Genomic DNA, 18,449 nt, shown 5'->3' on the forward strand with positions numbered 1-18,449 from the left:
GGGACCCGGATCGCGGTGTCGCGGTCCGGGTTTCCGGCGATGACGGAGGGCCCATGTCCGAGTACCGCCCGGCTGTCCACGGCCACTGCGACCAGCGCTTCGCGGCGGTGCGGACGGCGTTCGAGGAGAACTTCCGGGACCGGGCCGAACTGGGCGCCGCGGTGAGCGTCACGGTCGACGGCGAGACGGTCGTGGACCTGTGGGGCGGCTGGGCCGACGCGGCCCGCACCCGCCCCTGGGAGCGCGACACGCTCGTCAACGTGTGGTCGACGACGAAGGGCCCGACGGCCCTGTGCGCCCACATCCTGGCCGATCGCGGTCTGCTCGACCTGGACGCCCCGGTGGCCGCCTACTGGCCGGAGTTCGCCGCGGCGGGCAAGGACAGGGTCCTCGTACGGCACCTGCTCTCGCACCGGGCCGGGCTGGCCGGGCTGCGCGAACCCCACTCCCTCGCCGAGCTCTACGACTGGGAGCTGACGACCCGGCGGCTCGCGGCGACGGAGCCCTGGTGGGAGCCGGGCACGGTGTCCGGGTACCACGCGTTCACGTACGGCTTCCTGGTCGGCGAGGTCGTCCGGCGGGTCTCGGGGCTGCTGCCGGGGGCCTTCCTGGAACGGGAGGTGACGGGACCGCTCGGCATCGACTTCACCGTCGGCCTGCCGGAGAAGGAGGCCGGCCGCGCCGCCGAGCTGGTGCATCCGCCCGCCCCGTCGGCGAGCGAACAGGCGGCGGTCTTCGCTCAGATGACTCCCGCGACGATCGCCGCCCTGACCAACCCCGGGGCGGGCGCGGCCGAGGCGAACACGGCGGAGTGGCGGGCCGCCGAGATCCCCGCCGCGAACGGCCACGGCACCGCCCGGGCCGCCGCCGCGCTCTACGGGATCTTCGCCGGGCGGGGTTCCCTCGACGGCCATCGCGTCCTGTCCCCCGAGGCCGCCGAGCGGGTCCGCGAGAGCCAGGGCAGATGCCGTGACCTGGTGCTGGGCGCGGGACTCGGCAGCGACACGGAACTCGGGCTCGGCCTGTGGCTCAGCGGGCCGAGCGGCTCGTACGGGCCCAATCCGCGGGCCTTCGGGCACGACGGCTTCGGCGGGTCGTGCGGTCTGGCCGACCCGGAGGCGGGGGTCTCGCTGGGCTATGTGATGAACCGCATGGGGCCGCACATCGCCGACGACCCGCGGAAGACGGCGCTGATCGAGGCGTTGTACAGCGCCCTGTGAGCGCGGCCGTCCGGCACCGGGCTCAGGGGCGCTCCTCGCGCACCACGCGGGACTGACGGCCCAGGGCCAGCAGGCGCCCGTCCGCCGCCCAGACGGCGCTGTCGTCGACGGCCCAGCCGGCGCCCGCGTGATCGGTCCTGATCCGCACCAGCGTCCAGCCGGTACCGGCGCCCTCGTCCAGGGCGTCGGTGAAGTGGACGGTGAGTTCCGCGCTGGGCACGGGACGCGGGGTGTGCCAGACGGCGTACAGCGCGGGCGGGAGCACGTCGGTGAGGGTGACCACCGCTCCCGCGTCGAGCGCCCGCCCGTCCGTGAACCGCACCCAGGCGAGCAGTTCGGCCCGGTCACCGCCGGCCAGGGGGAGGTCCCCGGTGGCCGGCCGTATCTCCAACTGCCGGGCGAAGGGCGCCAGATGGCCGGGCAGCCGGATCGTCCGGCAGTCCTCCGGGCCCGGCACGTCCGGGGCCGGCTGTCCGTCGTACGGCGTCCCGGGGCGCCCGGAGCCGAACAGGGCCGATCCGACGACGACCGGCAGGCCGTCCTGGTGGCCGGTGAAGACGCAGGCGGCGGTGCGGCGGCCGGAGGCGGGCGCGGTGCCCGAGACGTGCAGCGGACCGGCGGCGGCCGGGGCCAGGAAGTGCGTGGTCAGGGTGCGCACCGGGTGGGCTCCCCCGGCGAACCGGGCGCGTACGGCTGTCAGGGCGACGGCGGCGACATGGCCGCCGTGCGCTCCCTCCCAGGACCGCCACAGGGGATCGATCCGCGACTCGTTCTCGGTGGATGTGGTCACGCGCCTCACCATAACCTGGCGAGTTGGAAAATCAAACGGATGGGTTGGAAATCCGGACCGACTACAGTGCGCGCCTCGCCACGACCATCCGGACCCGCGGGCTGCCGTCCCGGCGCTCACCGAACTCGGGCAGGGCTCGCAGTTCCACGCCCAGGCCGGCCCGTCCCAGTTCCCGTCGCACGTCCCCGAGCCGGAAGGCCCGGTAGTACATGACGAAGGGCGGTCGCCACAGGGCGTTGCGCACCCGCATCACGGCGTCGAAGCCGAGGAGCGCCCAATAGGCGGGGGACGACGGGCGGGGCGGGGCGACGACCGGGAAGGCGAAGCAGCCGCCCGGGCTCAGCACCTCGCGGACCTGCGCGAACAGGCCGGGCAGTTCGCGGGGCAGGAAGTGGCCGAAGGCGCCGAAGCTCACGACGAGGTCGAAGGAGGCGGGCGCGAACGGCAAGGCGCGCGCGTCTCCCCGCACCCAGGACAGGCGCGGCCCCGCGGACCGGGTCCGCTCGCGCGCCACGTCGAGCATCCCGGCACTGAAGTCGATTCCGGTGACGCTCTCCCGGCAGACCCGGGTGAGCACCCCGGCTCCGGCGCCGGTGCCGCAGCACAGGTCGAGCCCCGCCTCGAAGGGTCCCGTCCTGCGCAGCGCGGACGCGACGGCGTCCAGCACCGAGTCGGGAGTGCGGAAGGGGGTGTGGTCGAACTTCGGGGCGAGCAGGTCGTAGCCGCGCTCGACGGACGACAGCGCCTGGACGGCGAGTTCGCGGAGGCTGGGGCCTTCTGGGCTGAACATCCGCGTCAGCTTAGGGGAGCCCGGCGTTTCAGGAGGGCAAGCGCGCGCTCGCACCAGCGGACGGTCTCCGCCTCCAGGGAGATGCCGCCCAGGAGCGTGAGGTACGGGCCGATCCGGTCCGCCTCGGCGAGGTAGCGCTCCTCGGTACGGCCGGCGAGGAGGCGCTCGCGGACGCGCTCGTAGCGGGCCAGCTTGCCGCGCGCCCAGGACAGGCGCTCCTCGAACAGCTCCCGGGTGACCTCGGGATCGACGCCGTCCATGGCCTGGATCTTGATGAGGAACTCGTCGCGGAGGGCGGCGGGTCTGCGGGGCGGTTCGGCGGCGAACGCGCCCAGTTCGCGCCGGCCGGTCTCGGTGAGGGTGAACAGCCGCTTGTTCGGCCTGCGTTCCTGCTGCACCACGCGTGCCTCGATGAGCCCGTCCTGCGCGAGTCGCTCCAGTTCGCGGTAGAGCTGCTGGGGGGTCGCGGGCCAGAAGTTCGCCAGCGAGACGTCGAAGACCTTGGACAGTTCGTAGCCCGAGGCCTCGCCTTCCAGCAGGGCGGCCAGGACGGCGTACTTGAGCGACATGTGGACACGCTAACAGCCGGTGATTACTCTACTCCACACCTACTCAACAAATTGACTATGGAGGCTCGATGCGAGCGTTCCGAGAAGCGGTCGAAGCGGGCGACCTCGCGGCCGTGGAGGCGTTGCTGGCCGAGGACGTGGTCTTCACCAGCCCGGTGGTGTTCAAGCCGTACGCGGGCAAGGCCATCACGGCGGCGATCCTGGGCGCGGTCGTCGAGGTCTTCGAGGACTTCCGCTATGTGAGCGAGCTGAGCAGCGAGGACGGCCGCGACCACGCGCTGGTGTTCTCGACCCGGGTCGGCGAACGGGCCCTGGACGGCTGCGACTTCATCCATCTCGACGACGACGGCCTGATCGACCGGTTCATGGTGATGGTCCGTCCGCTGTCGGGCGCGCAGGCCCTCGCGGAGGCCATGGGGGCACGGTTCGAGCAGATCGCGAAGGAGGCGGAGGCGCGGACCGCCACCGCCTCCTGACGTCACGCGACGCCGGGGGTGTCGCCGGCGGCCTGTCAGCCACCGAGGCGGAGGGCGGCCAGCCACATGTCGGGGGCCGTGCTGGTGCCGGACTCGCCCAGCAGGGCGGCGAGGGCGCGGCGGAGCCGGCCGGCGGGGCGGGTGCGCGGGTGAGCGGTCATCGGGGCCTCCGGTGTCGTGGGGTCGCTTTCACCCCACCGACGAACGGCGCCCGGCCCGATCGACACTCCGTGAGACGCCTTTCGAGGAATCTCCGCTCGGCGTCGTTCTCCACCAGCTCCAGCGCCCGCTCGTACGCCTCGGCTGCCTCCGCCGTACGACCGCTGCGGCGCAGCAGGTCGGCGCGCGTGGCCGGGAGCAGGTGGTAGCCGGTCAGCTCGCCCTCCCGCTCCAGCTCCGCAACCAGCGCGAGCCCGGCGTCGGGGTCCTGGGCCATGCCGACGGCCACCGCGCGGTTCAGGCGGACCACGGCGGAGGGCACGAACCGCGCCAACTCGCCGTACAGGGCGGCGATGTCGGCCCAGTCGGTGTCCTCGGCGGTGGGCGCGGTGGTGTGGCAGGCGGCGATGGCGGCCTGGATCTGGTAGGGCCCGGGGCGGCCCCGGCGCAGCGCGGTCTCCAGCAGGGCGGCGCCCTCCTCGGCCTCGGCACGGTCCCACGCCGTGCGGTCCTGGTCCTCCAGGGTCACCAGCTCACCGTCGGCGTCGACCCGGGTCGCACGGCGGGCGTCGTGCAGGAGCAGCAGCGCGAGCAGACCGAGGGCCTCGGGCTCGTCGGGCATCAGCCGGGCCAGGACCCGGGCCAGCCGGATCGCCTCCGCGCACAGGTTCCGTCGTACGAGATCGGCGCCCGAGGTGGCCGCGTACCCCTCGTTGAACAGCAGGTAGATCACGCCGAGCACGCCCGTGGTGCGCTCGGGAAGCAGATGGGCGGGCGGTACCCGGTAGGGGATGCCGGCGTTGCGGATCTTCCGCTTGGCGCGCACCAGACGCTGCGCCATGGTCGCCTCCGGGACGAGGAAGGCGCGGGCGATCTCCGGCGTGCTCAGTCCGGCCAGGGTGCGCAGGGTCAGCGCGACGCGGGCCTCGATGTGCAGCGCCGGATGGCAGCAGGTGAAGATCAGGCGCAGCAGGTCATCCTGGACACCGCTGTCGTCGTACGGCTCCCCGGGTGCCGTGAGCACGGCCGCCTCCCGTAGTTTGCGCTCCCCGACCGCCTCCCGGCGCAGGACGTCCATGGCACGGTGGCGGGCCGTCGTGGTGAGCCAGGCGCCGGGGCGGCGCGGGACACCGTCGCGCCGCCACCGGTCGAGGGCCTGGGCGAAGGCGTCCTGCGCGCACTCCTCGGCGAGGTCCCAGTCGCCGGTCACCCGGATCAGGGTGGCGACGACCTGGCCCCACTCCTCCCGGAAGGCGGCGGCGACGGCCTCCTCCGGAGTCACTCCCACACCGGCCGCACTTCCACCGACCCGCCGTCGAGCGCCGCCGGGTGCCGGGACGCCAGGGAGATCGCCTCGTCCAGGTCGGCGACCTCGACGAAGTCGACGCCGGCGAGGTACTCCTCGGACTCGGCGAACGGGCCGTCGGTGAGCAGGACCTCGTCACCCTGGACCCGGACGGTGGTGGCGTCCGAGGCCGGGCGCAGCCGGGCGCCGCCCTTGACGAGGTCCCGCCTGCGGACCTCCTCGGAGTACGAGCTGAAGCGGGGGTCGTCGGCGGGGCCGAGTTCCTCACCGTCCACGGGGGCGCAGATCAGCAGGGCGTACTTCATGACGTGGCCTCCGTGACGTGCTGGTGGACGATGGTCCAGCGGGGGCCGGTGTTGCGGTATCCGGTGGTGACGCGCAGCAGCCTGTCGCCGGTGCGGACGAGGGCGTGCCCGAAGGCGATGCTCTCGTCGACGTGGACACGGAACTCCAACACCTCGCGGGCGACGGGCCCGGCCTCCTCGAAGAGCTTGCGGAGCGCCTCGGCCCCCTGGTGCGGCCGGCCGTTCTCCACCGCCTCCGCGTCCTGCGCGTAGCAGGCGACCGCCCGCTCGACGTCTCCCGTGCGCGCGGCCTCGGTCAGTTCGGCGTCGAGCCGGCGGATCTGTCCCTGGGCGTCCTCGTCCTCCCAGAACGGCCGTACCTCCATGGCGCCGATCGTCGCCACAGGGTGCTTCGCGGCCGCCTCGACCGCCTCCTCCAGGCTGTCGCACTCCAGGATGTCGAAGCCGGCGACGTACTCCTTCGTCTCCGCGAACGGCCCGTCGGTGCGCAGCACCTCACCGCCGCGCACCCGCACGGTGACCGCGTCGGCGGTCCGGGCGAGCCGGTGCCCGTGCAGGCGTACGCCACGGTCGCCGAGTTCCTCGACCCAGGGTTCGACGGGGGCCATGCCCGAGGCGTCGGCGGTGTCGTCTCCGCAGACGAGCAGCATGTACTTCATGGTTCCTCCCGGTGCTCATGAGCTTCCTACACCCCGCCGACGAACGGGACCGGCCCGAATCGACACCCGCCCGGAAGAAGGCTTCTTTTGTGAGGTGACGGCGAGAGAGCCGGGGTCGCGGTTGGATGGCCCCATGACGTCCGACGAGCACGCGCGGCTGATGCGGGTCAACCAGGCCAACTGGGACGCCCGCACCCCCGTCCACCTCGCCAGCCGGTTCTACGGCCTGGACCAGGACCTCGATCCCGAGCGCTGGTTCGCCGCCTTCGAGTGGGAGGACCTCGGCGAGCTCGCCGGCCGTGACGTGCTCCACCTCCAGTGCCACCTCGGCACGGAGACGGTCGCCCTCGCCCGCCGTGGGGCCCGGGCCGTGGGCCTGGACTTCTCGGAGGCCTCCGTCGCGGCCGCCCAGGGGATCGCGGCGCGCGCCGGCGTCGACGTCGAGTACGTGCGGGCGAACGTCTACGACGCCGTCGAGGCGCTGGGCGGGCGGCAGTTCGACGTCGTGTACACCGGGAAGGGCGCGCTGTGCTACCTGCCGGACCTGGCGCGCTGGGCGCGGGTGATCTCCCGACTGCTGCGCCCGGGCGGCCTGTTGTACGTGGTCGAGTTCCATCCGCTGCTCAACTCGCTCGGCCCGAAGCCCGCTCCGGACGAGGGACCGGAACTCCTGCTGCGCCACGACTACCTGGGCGGCGCCGGACCCGTGCACCGGGACGCCACCCACACCTACACCGACGGCCCGGCCGTCGAGGGCGCCACGGAGAGCGTCGAGTGGATGCACGGAATAGGCGAGGTCGTCACCGCGTTGACGGAGGCGGGACTCGGTGTCCGGCGGTTGCGCGAGAGCGATGAGCTGCCCTGGCCGCGCTGGCCGCGGATGACCCGTACGGCATCCGGCTGGTGGCGGCTTCCCGAACCGCGGATCCCGCTGCTGTACGGACTCCTCGCCATGCGCTGAGTGGCCGTGGTACGGTCCCGTTAGCACTTGTGTACGCCCGTTTCGTGGCGCCGGTGCCAGTTCTCTCTCATCCCGCCGGTCGATGTACCGGCTTCTCCGCAGCACCGCACAGGTCTTGTGGGTGCTGTCCTCCGCCGCCCGAAGGCGTTGTCCGCCTTCCGTCTCGCGGCTTCCCCCCTCCCTTCCGCATGTCCCGTGCCTTCCGTCCTCGAAAGGACAGACCACCATGACGACCACTCTCGAAACCCCTCCGGTCCAGCAGCAGTCCCCGGTCCGCGCCGTCACCGGCGTCCTCGACATCGACTCCGGCGGGAAGGGCCACCTGCGCGCCGCGAACCTGCTGCCCTCGCCCTCCGACCTCCAGGTCTCCCCCGCCCTGATCCGCAGGTACGGCCTGCGCAAGGGGGACGTCATCGACGGGGTGCGCGGCACCCAGCGCGCCCTCACCGAGGTCGCCCGTGTCAACGGCCACGGCCCCGGCCGGGGCCGTCGCGCCTTCCACGACCTCACGCCGCTGCACCCGCGCGAGCGGATCCGGCTGGAACACCCGGCGTCCGGCCTGACCGGGCGGGTCGCCGATCTGATCGCGCCCGTCGGCAAGGGCCAGCGCGGGCTGATCGTGGCCCCTCCCAAGACCGGCAAGACGGTCCTGCTCCAGCAGATCGCGGCCGCCGTCGCCGGCAACCACCCCGAGTGCCGGCTGATGGTGGTACTGCTCGACGAACGCCCCGAGGAGGTCACCGACATGCGGCGCTCCGTGCGGGGCGACGTGTACGCCTCGACGTTCGACCGCACCCCCAGGCAGCACATCGCGCTCGCCGAGCTGGTGATCGAGCGGGCCAAGCGGCTCGTCGAGGCCGGCGAGGACGTCGTGATCCTGCTCGACTCCCTGACCCGGCTGTGCCGGGCCCACAACAACGCGGCCTCCGGCAACGGCCGCACGCTGAGCGGCGGCGTCGACGCGACCGCGCTGATCGGACCGAAGAAGTTCTTCGGCGCCGCCCGGCTCGCCGAGGAGGGCGGCTCGCTCACCGTCCTCGCCACCGCCCTGGTGGAGACCGGTTCACGCGCCGACGACTTCTTCTTCGAGGAGCTGAAGAGCACCGGCAACATGGAGCTGCGCCTGGACCGCGAACTCGCCTCCCGCCGCGTCTTCCCGGCCGTGGCCGTCCACCCCTCCGGCACCCGCCGCGAGGAACTCCTGCTGACCCCGGCGGAGTTGACCGCCGTACGCGGACTGCGGCGGGCGCTGCAGAACGGCGACGGCCAGGGCAACCTGGAGACTCTCCTGCAGCGGATGCGCGAGACGCCGGACAACGCGACGTTCCTGCGCCGGATCCAGCCGACCCTGCCCGCCGGCTGACGTACCGTCGCCCGCCTGCTGACGGACCATCGCCCGTTTGGGTGCTCACGCGCCCCGCACGGCCCGGGCAGCGCGTTCCACGGCCGGTCCGTTCCTAGCTTTGCGGTATGACTATCGGATTTCCCTCCCGGGTTGCCGTCTCGGTCTGCGCCCTGTGCATGACGGGACTGCTGGTGTCCGCCCCCGCGACGGCGGCCGCGCACACGGGCTCCGACCCCGGCGCGCCACCGGCCGCCGCCGCGTCGCCCGCCCTGCTGTACCGCTCCGGCGTCCAGGTCCGGCCGCACCGGGGCGCGCCCCGGGTCCCGGACGTGTCCGCCCTGTCGTGGGTGGTGGCCGACGCCGACAGCGGGGAGGTCCTCGCCGCGCACGACGCCCACCGCCGGCTGCCGCCCGCCAGCACGCTCAAGACCCTGTTCGCCCTGACCGTGCTGCCGGTGCTGCCCGGTGGGCTCCGGCACACGGTCGCCGAGAGCGAACTCGCGGACATCGGTCCCGGCAGCAGTCTCGTCGGCGTCGCCGAGGGGCGGACCTACCGGGTGGCCGACCTGTGGCGCGGGGTCTTCCTCAACTCCGGCAACGACGCCGTGCACGTCCTGGCCGGGCTCAGCGGCGGCTGGACCACGACGGCCGCGCGGATGCAGGCCAAGGCGCGCGCCCTGGGCGCTCTGGACACCCATGTGCGCTCCCCCGACGGCTACGACACCCCGGGCCAGGTCTCCTCGGCGTACGACCTCGCGGTCTTCGGCCGGGCGGGGCTGCGCAACGCGGACTTCGCGCGGTACTGCGGCACGGCCGAGGCGACCTTCCCCGGCCGGGGCGGATGGCGGTACGGGATCCGCAACACCAACCGGCTGCTGACCGGCGCCGACGGGGTGGAGCCCTACTACGGGCTGATCGGGATCAAGAACGGCTACACGAGCCACGCGGGCAACACGCTCGTGGCCGCCGCCCGCCGGGGCGACCGGACACTCGTCGTGACGGTGATGAACCCCCAGTCGGGCGGCGGCTTCGCGGTCTACGAGGAGGCGCGCGCACTGCTGGACTGGGGGTTCGGCGCGACCGGGCGGGTGGAGCCGGTGGGCTCGCTGGACGCGCTCCGGGCGAAGCCGCAGCCGGGGCCCGAGGCGGCGCCGGTCGCGGCAGCGGCGACGGTGCCACCTGAGCACAAGGGGCCCGGCTGGCTGGAGACCTGGGCCGTCCTGGGCGCCGCCGGGCTCGGTGCGGGCTCGATGGCGTTGGCGCTGCGGGCCCGGTTCGGGCGGTCGGCGCGCGGCTGACCGGCCGGCAGCCGCAGGAGCAGCCCGAGCGTGATCCACGTGTACGTGTTGGCGCCGAGGAAGCCGTCGACGCCGGACGCGTCGTCGAACCACAGCCAGACCACGCTGGTGCACAGCACGGCGTACAGGGCGCCCGCGGTCCGCGGGTGCCCTGCGCGCACGAGGACGGCGAAGGACGGCAGCAGCCACACCAGGTGGTGCACCCAGGTGACCGGGCTGACCAGGCAGGCGGTCAGCCCGGTCAGCGCGAACGCGGCCGCCCAGTCGCCGGCCCCCACGGCCCGCCGGGCCCGTACGGCCCACACGCCCAGGGTCAGCAGCACGGCCGCCGCCCACACCGCGCGGTCCGTCTCCCCCAGCCGGGCCAGGACGCCCTGCAAGGACTGGTTCGAGACATAGTCCAGGCGGCCCACTCTGGACGTGTCCCACATCGCGTCGGTCCAGTAGAAGCGCGAGGCGTCCGGCGCCACGACGGCCGCGAACCCCGTCGCCGCCAGTGCCACCACCGTGGCGACCGCCGCCGCCCGCCATCGCCGGGCGGCAAGGAGCAGCCCGATGAAGAGGGCCGGCGTGAGCTTCACCGCGGCGGCCAGCCCGATCCCGGCACCGGCCCACCGCTCCCGGCCCGTGGCCAGCAGCCACGCGTCGACCAGGACGAGGGCCAGCAGCAGGAGGTTGACCTGGCCGAAGCTGAAGGTGTCGCGCAGCGGCTCGAACAGCGCGAGCGCGCAGGCGCCCAGGACGCAGCCGTACCAGCCGTGGCGCCGCCAGGCCCGGCCGGTGAGCAGGCGCACGACCACGGCCAGCGCCCCCAGGTTCAGCAGCAGGCCCACCGCGATCGCGGCGCGCAGGCCCAGCAGGGCCATCGGCACCATGGCGACGGCCGCGAACGGCGGGTAGGTGAAGCCGTACGGCGTCCCCGGCACCCGGTAGTCGTAGAGCCGGCCGCCGTGACGGACCCAGGAGTCGACGGCTCCGTGGTAGACGCGCAGGTCGAACCAGTCGCGCAGGAGCGGCACGGTCGCCGTGAAGACGGTGACGGCGGTGACGGCGGCGAAGGCCGTCAGCAGTCGGCCGCGGTCCGTGCCCGGCGCCCTCATGCCGTGCGTCCCGTCGCGGGGGCCCGGACCGTCTGGTGCGCCTGGACGAGCACCACCAGGGCGAGTACGCCCCCGGAGACGGCGAGGACGAGTTGCCCGGCGTCGGCCGGGCCGCCGCTCGGGAGGGTGGCGAGCGCGAGCACACCCGTCACGGCGGCCACCCGGTGCCGTACCGAGGCGCTGGGAGCGGCGGCCGCTATGAGGAACAGTCCCCACAGGGCGTACCAGGGCCGGATCGCCGGGCCGAGGGCGGCGACGACGGCCAGGCTCAGGCCGAGGGCGTAGACGGGGCGCGGGCGCAGGCGGAGCCATATGTGGCCGATGAGGGCCAGGGCGGCCGTCACGCCGAGCGCGTGCCAGGCCGGGACGGCGAGCGGTGCCAGGTCGCTGCCGAGGCGCTCCAGCAGGGTCTCGGTGGCGCTGCCGAGGACGCTGGTGAGGGCCCAGTTCCCGGACGACACAGGGGTGTTGAGGGCGCCGATCCAGCCGTAGCTGGTGCCCGTGACGGCTGTCGCGGCGACAGTGGTCGCGGCGGCCGAGACGAGGGCCGTGAGGACGGCTCTCGCCGGTCGGTCGCCGGACCGGACGCGGAGCACGACGATCGCGGCGAGTCCCAGGGCGGCGGGCACCTTGACGAGGGCGGCGAGCATCACGAGCACGGCGCCCAGGACCGGCCGACGGCCGAGGGCGGCGGCCAGGCCGAGACCGAGCAGACCGAGCATGACCGCGTCGTTGTGGGCGCCCGCGACCAGGTGGAGCAGTACGAGCGGGTTGAGGGCTCCGAGCCAGAGCGCCGCGACCGGGTCGGCGCCGCTGTGGCGGGCCAGCCGGGGCAGGACGGCCGCCATCAGGGCCACGCCGAGCAGGGCGACGAGCCGCATCCCGAGCAGTCCGGCGGGGAGTTCACCGCGGGACGCCTTGGCCAGCGCGGAGGCCACACCCACGAACACCGGACCGTACGGAGCCGCCGTGTCGCGCCACATGGGGGCGACCTCGGCGGCGAGGGGACCGCCGAGCAGGGCGGGTCCGTGGGCGTAGACGTCCATGTGGGCGTCGGCCATGGCGCCTTGGGCGAGGTAGCTGTAGACGTCCCGGCTGAACAGCGGCGGGGCGAGCAGCAGCGGGAGCGACCAGACGACGAGGACGGCCATGAGCTCGCGCGGGCCGGGCCGCTGGTCCGGGGCGCGCACCAGGCGGCCGAGGAGGAGCCAGGCCGCGATCAGCAGGACGACGCCGAAGTAGGCGCCGACCAGGCCGAGGGCCGCCTGGGGCGAGGCGGGGGTGAGGAGTTCGCGGACGGGGAGGGCGCCCGCTGTCTCACCACCGGCGGCGAGGAAGGCGGTGCCGACCAGACCGAGGACCTGGCAGCGGCGGAGATCGACGGGGACGTTGACCGGCACGTCGGCAGCGTGGCAGTCGTGGGTGGCCGGAAGGCGACGCGATGGCGACCCGTTCGTGACCGGTGCATGGTCGGTCGCGCACCCGTCGCAAACCGGTCGCGCGCCGCGTCTCAGAACACGGAGAGGCCCGTCAGCGTCGTGAACCTGTCCAGCGCCGCCACCCCCGCCACCGAGTTGCCGCGCTCGTCCAGGCCCGGGCTCCACACGCAGAGCGTGCAGCGGCCCGGGACGACCGCGATGATCCCGCCGCCCACACCGCTCTTGCCGGGCAGCCCCACCCGGTAGGCGAAGTCGCCGGCCGCGTCGTACGTGCCGCAGGTGAGCATGATCGCGTTGACCTGCTTGGCCTGGCTGCGGGTGAGCAGGCGGGTGTCGTCGGCGCGGATGCCGTGCCGGGCCAGGAAGCCGGTGGCGAGAGCCAGGTCGGCGCAGGACGCCCGGACCGAGCACTGGCGGAAGTACTGGTCGAGCAGGACCGGGATGTCGTTGTCGATGTTGCCGTAGGCCGCCATGAAGTGGGCCAGGGCGGCGTTGCGGTGGCCGTGGGCGGCCTCGGAGGCGGCCACCTCCTCGTCGAAGTCCAGGCCCGGGTTGCCGCTCTCCGCGCGCAGGAACGACAAGAGCTCGCCCGCCGCGTCCCCGGTACGGGTCTGGAGGCGGTCGGTGACGACGAGGGCGCCCGCGTTGATGAACGGGTTGCGCGGGATGCCGTTCTCGTACTCGAGCTGCACCAGCGAGTTGAAGGGGTTGCCGGAGGGTTCGCGGCCCACGTGCTCCCAGAGTTCGTCGCCCTCGCGGGCCAGGTCGAGGGCGAGGGTGAAGACCTTGGTGATGGACTGGGTGGAGAAGGGCTCGCGCCAGTCCCCGACGCCGTACACCGTGCCGTCCAGCTCCGCGACGGCCATGCCGAAGCTGCGCGGGTCGCAGGCGGCGAGCGCCGGGATGTAGTCGGCGGCGCGGCCGCGGCCCGGAGTGCGGCCGATCTCCTCGGCGATGCGCTCCAGGACCGGCTGGAAGGTGAGCGACGACGTCGTTGCCATGATCACCATTGTGCCTCCGGGCCGGTCCTGGCGCGTGTCCTCGCAGGCGGGCCGTCAGGCCAGGGGGGAGCCGCTGCCCGCGAGGATCTCCGGGCGCAGGAGTTCGGTGAGGGTCTCGGCGGGCAACAGGCCCTTCTCCAGGACGAGTTCGGCCACCCCGCGGCCGGTGGCGAGGGCTTCCTTGGCGATGTCGGTGGCGGCCGTGTACCCGATGTGCGGGTTGAGGGCGGTGACCAGGCCGATGGAGTTCTCCACCGTCCGGCGCAGTGCCTCGGTGTTGGCGGTGATGCCCTCCACGCAGCGCTCGGCCAGCGTCAGACAGGCAGCCCGCAGGTGGGTGATCGACTCCGACAGGGAGTGCAGGATGACCGGCTCGAAGGCGTTGAGCTGGAGCTGTCCGGCCTCGGCGGCCATGGTGATGGTGACGTCGTTGCCGATCACCTCGAAGGCGACCTGGTTGACGACCTCGGGGATCACCGGATTGACCTTGCCGGGCATGATCGACGAACCCGCCTGCACGGGCGGCAGGTTGATCTCCCCCAGCCCCGCCCGCGGCCCCGACGACAGCAGCCGCAGGTCGTTGCAGGTCTTGCTCAGCTTGACCGCGATCCGCTTCAGCACGCCGGACATCTGGACGAACGCGCCGCAGTCCTGGGTGGCCTCGACCAGGTTGGCGGCGGTGACCAGCGGCAGCCCGGTGATTGCGGCGAGGTGGCGGCGGGCCGACTCGGCGTAGCCGGCAGGAGCGTTGAGTCCGGTCCCGATGGCCGTGGCTCCGAGGTTGATCTCATGGATCAACTCGACGGCCTCGTCAAGACGGGACCGGTCCTCGCCCATCATGACCGCGTACGCGGAGAACTCCTGACCCAGCGTCATGGGCACCGCGTCCTGCAACTGTGTACGGCCCATCTTGAGCACATCGCGGAACTCGACGGCCTTGCGGGCGAAGGAGTCCTGAAGTACAGCCATCGCCTTGAGCAGTCCACGCACCGCGAAGACCGTCGCGATCTTGACGGCGGTCGGGTAGACGTCATTGGTGGACTGCCCCAGGTTGACGTCCTCGTTGGGGTGCAGGAACGCGTACTGCCCCTTGCGGTGCCCCAGCAGCTCCAACGCCCGGTTGGCGATCACCTCGTTGGCGTTCATGTTCGTGGAGGTGCCGGCCCCGCCCTGGATCACGTCGACCACGAACTGGTCGTGCAGCTTCCCGTCCCGGATCTCACGGCAGGCCTCGACGATCGCGGCGGCCTTCCCCGCCTCCAGCAGCCCGAGCTCCTCGTTGGCCAGCGCGGCGGCCTCCTTGACCGCGGCCAGCGCCTCGATCAGGTGGGGGTAGGCGGAGATCGGGGTGCCGGTGATGGGGAAGTTCTCGGTGGCCCGCAGGGTGTGCACACCCCAGTAGGCGTCCGCGGGAACATCCCGGTCACCCAGCAGATCGTGCTCACGGCGACTGACGGCGGCGGTCATGAGGGTGTCCTTCTTCCGAGGAGGGGTCGGGTGAGATTTTTTTCAGGGGCGCGGGGAACTGCGCGACCAGCCACTTACGGACCGCGGCCGCCGGACGAGAGGCAGGGGCAGCCTCTTAGGCGCAAGCCGCCTCGGCGACGGGCTCCAGCGAACGAACCGGCCGCACATGCCCGACCTCACGGCCGCCGCCCAGAAGCACCTCGCCCTGGAACTCCGTGAGCAGATCCGGCGAGACCCCGGCCCACGCAAGCGCCGCCGCGGCAACCGGAACCCGCGCCCGGTTCGCCCCGTCGGAGATCTTCACCGCGACGGCCCGCCCGTCAGGAAGGGCCGCGACCTCGACACCCTCGAAACCGTCCTTGGCCAGCAGTCCCGGCACGGCCTTCATCAGCGCGGCCACGTCCCGACCCGCCCCGGACGCCATCTCCGCATGCGAACGCATCGCGTCGGCGACCCGGGCCTCCGGCGTACCGGGGGCCGCCGAGGTGATCCGTGCGGCGGCGCGGGCGAGGCCGTGCAGCGAGACGGAGAACAGGGGCGCACCGCAGCCGTCGACGGTCACGCGCGCGATCCGCTGTCCGGTGAGGTCCTCGACGATCTCGGCGATCGCCTGCTGGAGCGGGTGCCCGGGGTCGAGGTAGCCCTCCAGCGGCCAGTCGTTGAGCACGCACGTGTACAGCATCGCCGCGTGCTTGCCGGAGCAGTTCTGGGCGAGCCGGGACGGTCCGCGCCCGTCCCGGATCCAGGTGTCCCGGACGGCCGGGCCGAACGGCATGTCGGGGACATTGCGCAGGGCGTCCTCCGAGAGGCCCGCCAGCTCCAGGATCCGCCGGGTGCCGGCGAGGTGGCGTTCCTCGCCGGAGTGGCTGGCCGCGGCGAGCGAGAGGAGCTCTCCGTCGAGGGGCAGCCCGGCCCGGACCATGGCGACGGCCTGGACCGGCTTGAGCGCGGACCGCGGATAGAACGCGGCCTCGATGTCGCCGAGTTGGAAGCGGACGTTCCCGTCGCCGTCCAGGACGACGACGGAACCGTAGTGGGTGCCCTCGATCAGCCCGCCGCGGATGAGGTGGGCGACGGGGGCGTGGAGGGGCTCACGGACCAGGGGTGCGGCCGCGACGGAACTGCTGTACATCACTTCCTGCTTCTCCGGGAACGCCACGCGGGTCACGCGTGCGTACCGGTCGGTTCGGGCTGGGGATGCGCGCGGGCTGTCACGCGCCGGTCGGTTCGTTCTCGGTGGAGGTGCGGGAGACCCTGCCGCGGACGGCGAACCATCCGGCGACCAGGGCCGCGACGATCAGCGGGAGGCACAGCACGGTGGTGCGCCCCGCGCCGCCGTCGGCGTACATGAGGACCAGGACGGAGGCGAGGAAGGCCAGCGTCACGAGTTCGGTCCAGGGGGAGCCCGGCAGCCGGTAGCCGGGGCGGGTCAGGTCGCCCTTCTCGGTCCGCTGCCAGAAGAGCAGGTGACAGACCATGATCATGCCCCAGGTGGCGAGGATGCCGATGGCGGCGAAGTTCAGCACGATCTCGAAAGCGTCCGCAGGGACGACGTAGTTGAGGCCGACGCCGAGGACGCAGACGCCGCTGGTGAGCAGGATGCCGCCGTAGGGGACCTGGCTGCGGCTCATCACGCCCGTGAACCTGGGCGCCGAGCCGGACACGGCCATCGAGCGCAGGATGCGGCCGGTGGAGTAGAGGCCGGAGTTGAGCGAGGACATGGCCGCGGTGAGGACGACGAGGTTCATCACGCCGCCGGCCGCCGGGATGCCGATGTTGGACAGGACGGTCACGAAGGGGCTCTCGCCGCCGGTGTACTTGTTCCAGGGCAGCAGCATCGACAGCAGGAGGACCGAGCCGACGTAGAAGAGGCCGACGCGCCACATGATCGAGTTGATCGCCTTGGGCATGATCTTCTCGGGGTTCTCGGTCTCGCCCGCGGCGACGCCGACCAGTTCGACGGAGGCGTAGGCGAAGACGACGCCCTGGATGATCAGCAGCATCGGGAGCAGGCCGTTGGGGAAGACACCGCCGTTGCCGGTGATCAGGGACGGGCCGGGGTGGTGGCCGTCGATCGGGTGCTGGGTGGCCAGCAGGAAGAGGCCGATCAGCATGAACGCCACGAGCGCGCCCACCTTGATGATGGCGAACCAGAACTCCAGCTCGCCGAACATCTTCACCGAGATGAGGTTGACGGTGAGGACGACGGCGAGCGCGACCAGGGCGATCACCCACTGGGGGATGTCGGAGAACATGCCCCAGTAGTGGGTGTAGAGGGCGACGGCGGTGATGTCGGCGATTCCGGTGGTGGCCCAGTTCAGGAAGTACATCCAGCCGGCGACGTAGGCGCCCTTCTCGCCGAGGAACTCCCGGGCGTACGACACGAAGGCGCCGGAGGAGGGGCGGTACAGGACGAGTTCGCCGAGGGCGCGGACGACGAGGAAGGCGAAGACGCCGCAGACCGCGTAGGCGATGAAGAGGGAGGGGCCGGCGTCGGCGAGGCGGCCGCCGGCGCCGAGGAAGAGACCGGTGCCGATCGCGCCGCCGATGGCGATCATGTTGACGTGCCGGGACTTGAGGGACTTGCTGTAGCCGTCGTCTCCGGCGTCGACATGGCCGGAACGTTTCTGCACCCCATCGTGCAGGGACTGCTCGCTCACGCCTCTGATCCGCCTTCCGTGGAACTGTCCGTGCGCGGGGAACGCACGATGTCGGTGAGGGTGGTCTCGACGCGGTCGAGGTGGTGGGACATCGCCTCCACCGCGTCGTGCTCGGAACCGTCGATCAGCGCCTCGACGATCGCGCGGTGCTCGCGGTTGGACTGCTCCCGGCGGCCGCCCAGCTCGTTGAGGAAGGCCGACTGACGCGCCAGTGCGTCGCGGATCTCCTCGATGACCCGGCGGAAGACCGGGTTCTGGGCGGCCTCGGCCACGGCGAGGTGGAAGAGGGTGTCCATCGCGACCCACGCCGTGGTGTCGGTCTCGCGTTCCATCCGGTCCAGGAGGTGGGCCAGGTGGTCGAGGTTCTCCGGGGTGCGGCGCCGTGCCGCGTACCCGGCGACCGGGATCTCGACGTGGCGGCGCACCTCCAGGAGGTCACTGGCCGCGTAGTCGCCGAAGGTGGGGTCCTCCACGGCGTTGGCCACCACGAAGGTGCCCTTGCCGGTCTTGGAGACGGTCAGGCCCATGGTCTGCAGGGCCCTGAGGGCCTCGCGCAGCACGGGCCGGCTGATCTCCAGGGTGCGGCAGAGCTCCGCCTCGGAGGGGAGCTTGTCGCCGATGGCGTACTCCCCGCGCTCGATGGCGCCGCGCAGATGCGCCAGCACCGCCTCCATGGCGCTGACACGCCTCGGCGGCTGACTGGCTGTCCGGCTGTCTGACAGGTTCACGGGAGTGATACTCCGGGCGGCGGGAGGGTGCTGTCAAGGGGGCGGGTGTGCGGGGTGCGGGGTGTGGGAGACGTTTCGCACCCGGGGCGGTGTGCGCGAGGCAGGGGCTCCCTCGCCACCCCGCCCTCGGCGCGAGATACGGGAACCGTCCCTCAGCGCCGTGGCGGTGTGCGCGA

At 72.8% G+C, this 18,449-nt stretch carries 18 protein-coding genes and 1 pseudogene; 5 read left to right on the plus strand and 14 right to left on the minus strand.

Annotated features, from left to right (window positions below):
- Nucleotides 1–53: 53 nt before the first annotated feature.
- Nucleotides 54–1,220, plus strand: a complete 1,167-nt coding sequence (locus AOJ26_RS03450) for a serine hydrolase domain-containing protein (RefSeq protein ID WP_053846665.1) — start codon at nucleotides 54–56, stop codon at nucleotides 1,218–1,220.
- A gap of 22 nt (nucleotides 1,221–1,242) precedes the next feature.
- Here the strand turns inward: AOJ26_RS03450 and AOJ26_RS03455 are convergent, their stop codons facing one another.
- The 3 genes from AOJ26_RS03455 to AOJ26_RS03465 form a co-directional block, all read right to left on the minus strand.
- Nucleotides 1,243–2,010, minus strand: coding sequence for an acyl-CoA thioesterase (locus AOJ26_RS03455; protein WP_053846666.1), 768 nt, complete (start codon nucleotides 2,008–2,010; stop codon nucleotides 1,243–1,245).
- 61 nt (nucleotides 2,011–2,071) lie between these two features.
- Nucleotides 2,072–2,800, minus strand: a complete 729-nt coding sequence (locus AOJ26_RS03460; RefSeq protein WP_053846667.1) for a class I SAM-dependent methyltransferase — start codon at nucleotides 2,798–2,800, stop codon at nucleotides 2,072–2,074.
- 5 nt (nucleotides 2,801–2,805) lie between these two features.
- Nucleotides 2,806–3,369, minus strand: coding sequence for a PadR family transcriptional regulator (locus AOJ26_RS03465; protein ID WP_053846668.1), 564 nt, complete (start codon nucleotides 3,367–3,369; stop codon nucleotides 2,806–2,808).
- A gap of 68 nt (nucleotides 3,370–3,437) precedes the next feature.
- Here AOJ26_RS03465 and AOJ26_RS03470 point away from each other — a divergent pair, with 68 nt between their 5' ends.
- Nucleotides 3,438–3,845, plus strand: coding sequence for a nuclear transport factor 2 family protein (locus AOJ26_RS03470; protein WP_053846669.1), 408 nt, complete (start codon nucleotides 3,438–3,440; stop codon nucleotides 3,843–3,845).
- A gap of 35 nt (nucleotides 3,846–3,880) precedes the next feature.
- Here the strand turns inward: AOJ26_RS03470 and AOJ26_RS44835 are convergent, their stop codons facing one another.
- Genes AOJ26_RS44835 through AOJ26_RS03485 form a run of 4 tightly spaced genes read right to left on the minus strand, consistent with a single transcriptional unit; the run spans nucleotide 3,881 to nucleotide 6,274 of the window.
- On the minus strand, nucleotides 3,881–4,006 hold the full coding sequence (locus AOJ26_RS44835) for a hypothetical protein (RefSeq protein ID WP_256979467.1): 126 nt from the start codon (nucleotides 4,004–4,006) through the stop codon (nucleotides 3,881–3,883).
- Entirely contained in the window at nucleotides 4,003–5,286 is a 1,284-nt protein-coding gene (locus AOJ26_RS03475) for an RNA polymerase sigma factor (protein ID WP_053846670.1), read from the minus strand. The genes AOJ26_RS44835 and AOJ26_RS03475 overlap by 4 nt, the downstream gene beginning before the upstream one ends.
- Entirely contained in the window at nucleotides 5,283–5,615 is a 333-nt protein-coding gene (locus tag AOJ26_RS03480) for a YciI family protein (RefSeq protein WP_053846671.1), read from the minus strand. The genes AOJ26_RS03475 and AOJ26_RS03480 overlap by 4 nt, the downstream gene beginning before the upstream one ends.
- Nucleotides 5,612–6,274, minus strand: coding sequence for a YciI family protein (locus AOJ26_RS03485; protein ID WP_053846672.1), 663 nt, complete (start codon nucleotides 6,272–6,274; stop codon nucleotides 5,612–5,614). Before AOJ26_RS03485 ends, AOJ26_RS03480 begins: the two co-directional genes overlap by 4 nt.
- A 133-nt stretch (nucleotides 6,275–6,407) precedes the next feature.
- Between AOJ26_RS03485 and AOJ26_RS03490 the strand changes: the two genes are divergently transcribed.
- The 3 genes and pseudogenes from AOJ26_RS03490 to AOJ26_RS41440 form a co-directional block, all read left to right on the plus strand.
- Nucleotides 6,408–7,235, plus strand: a complete 828-nt coding sequence (locus AOJ26_RS03490) for a class I SAM-dependent methyltransferase (protein ID WP_053846673.1) — start codon at nucleotides 6,408–6,410, stop codon at nucleotides 7,233–7,235.
- 226 nt (nucleotides 7,236–7,461) lie between these two features.
- Nucleotides 7,462–8,598, plus strand: coding sequence for a transcription termination factor Rho (gene rho, locus AOJ26_RS03495; RefSeq protein ID WP_053846674.1), 1,137 nt, complete (start codon nucleotides 7,462–7,464; stop codon nucleotides 8,596–8,598).
- Between the two features lie 158 nt (nucleotides 8,599–8,756).
- A pseudogene (locus AOJ26_RS41440) lies at nucleotides 8,757–9,581 on the plus strand (D-alanyl-D-alanine carboxypeptidase family protein); the annotation flags it as partial.
- Nucleotides 9,582–9,616: 35 nt separating this feature from the next.
- On the opposite strand, the gene AOJ26_RS44095 reads toward AOJ26_RS41440, so the two are convergent.
- The 7 genes from AOJ26_RS44095 to AOJ26_RS03530 form a co-directional block, all read right to left on the minus strand.
- A complete protein-coding gene (locus AOJ26_RS44095; protein ID WP_053846675.1) occupies nucleotides 9,617–10,978 on the minus strand; it encodes a glycosyltransferase 87 family protein in 1,362 nt (453 codons plus the stop codon).
- Nucleotides 10,975–12,378: a polyprenol phosphomannose-dependent alpha 1,6 mannosyltransferase MptB gene (mptB, locus tag AOJ26_RS03505; protein WP_053846676.1), complete on the minus strand. Its 1,404-nt coding sequence runs from the start codon at nucleotides 12,376–12,378 to the stop codon at nucleotides 10,975–10,977. The genes AOJ26_RS44095 and mptB overlap by 4 nt, the downstream gene beginning before the upstream one ends.
- Before the next feature lie 110 nt (nucleotides 12,379–12,488).
- Nucleotides 12,489–13,427, minus strand: coding sequence for a glutaminase (locus tag AOJ26_RS03510; protein WP_053846677.1), 939 nt, complete (start codon nucleotides 13,425–13,427; stop codon nucleotides 12,489–12,491).
- A gap of 45 nt (nucleotides 13,428–13,472) precedes the next feature.
- The gene (gene aspA / locus AOJ26_RS03515) at nucleotides 13,473–14,885 is read right to left on the minus strand and encodes an aspartate ammonia-lyase (protein ID WP_053846678.1); all 1,413 of its coding nucleotides are present in this window, start codon (nucleotides 14,883–14,885) and stop codon (nucleotides 13,473–13,475) included.
- 115 nt (nucleotides 14,886–15,000) lie between these two features.
- Nucleotides 15,001–16,017: an asparaginase gene (locus AOJ26_RS03520; protein WP_053846682.1), complete on the minus strand. Its 1,017-nt coding sequence runs from the start codon at nucleotides 16,015–16,017 to the stop codon at nucleotides 15,001–15,003.
- Nucleotides 16,018–16,096: 79 nt separating this feature from the next.
- The gene (locus AOJ26_RS03525) at nucleotides 16,097–17,545 is read right to left on the minus strand and encodes an amino acid permease (RefSeq protein ID WP_053846679.1); all 1,449 of its coding nucleotides are present in this window, start codon (nucleotides 17,543–17,545) and stop codon (nucleotides 16,097–16,099) included.
- Nucleotides 17,542–18,219 carry a FadR/GntR family transcriptional regulator gene (locus tag AOJ26_RS03530; RefSeq protein WP_053846680.1) on the minus strand — a complete coding sequence of 226 codons (678 nt, stop codon included), beginning with the start codon at nucleotides 18,217–18,219 and terminating at the stop codon, nucleotides 17,542–17,544. The genes AOJ26_RS03525 and AOJ26_RS03530 overlap by 4 nt, the downstream gene beginning before the upstream one ends.
- Nucleotides 18,220–18,449: the final 230 nt, after the last annotated feature.

This window comes from Streptomyces sp. NRRL B-24085, assembly GCF_001282115.1.
Classification (GTDB): domain Bacteria; phylum Actinomycetota; class Actinomycetes; order Streptomycetales; family Streptomycetaceae; genus Streptomyces.